This window comes from Allobaculum fili, assembly GCF_020969955.1.
Taxonomy (GTDB): Bacteria; Bacillota_I; Bacilli_A; order Erysipelotrichales; family Erysipelotrichaceae; genus Allobaculum; species Allobaculum fili.
Genome location: NZ_JAHDSX010000118.1, coordinates 1 through 396 on the forward strand (window position 1 = coordinate 1; position 396 = coordinate 396).

At 44.9% G+C, this 396-nt stretch carries 1 protein-coding gene; it reads left to right on the top strand.

Features of this window, described 5'->3' with window-relative positions; translation table 11 throughout:
- A partial coding sequence (locus tag Afil_RS10770; RefSeq protein WP_230268552.1) for a transposase occupies nucleotides 1-396 on the top strand: 396 nt, incomplete at both ends.

Here is a 396-nt window from a genome sequence, read left to right on the forward strand (position 1 = left end):
TGTCTTCTAAGGCAACGCTGGCTTCCAAAGATGCAAAAGGGAAGGCTGGAGCCATGATGGGTGGCGAGAACACCTTGTTTGGGTTAAAGCCAGTTCTTGCCAAAACAGGTTTTGTCAAACGTTACAATGAACTGCTCAAAGTGAACTCTCTCTTCATGACCTGCGATCTGGTAAAAGACCAGCTGGAAAGAGGCTTCAAATGCTCAGATCCAGAGGAGGTGGTGCAGCTGCTGAATTCACTGATTGACACGTGCAAAGGAACGAAAAACAAGCACTTTAAATGGTTTGCGCGACTAATCGAGAACCATTACGAAGGGATCCTTTCACATACCATTTTTGGGATATCTTCAGGAAAGATTGAAGGCATGAATAACAAGATCAAGACCGTAAGACGAC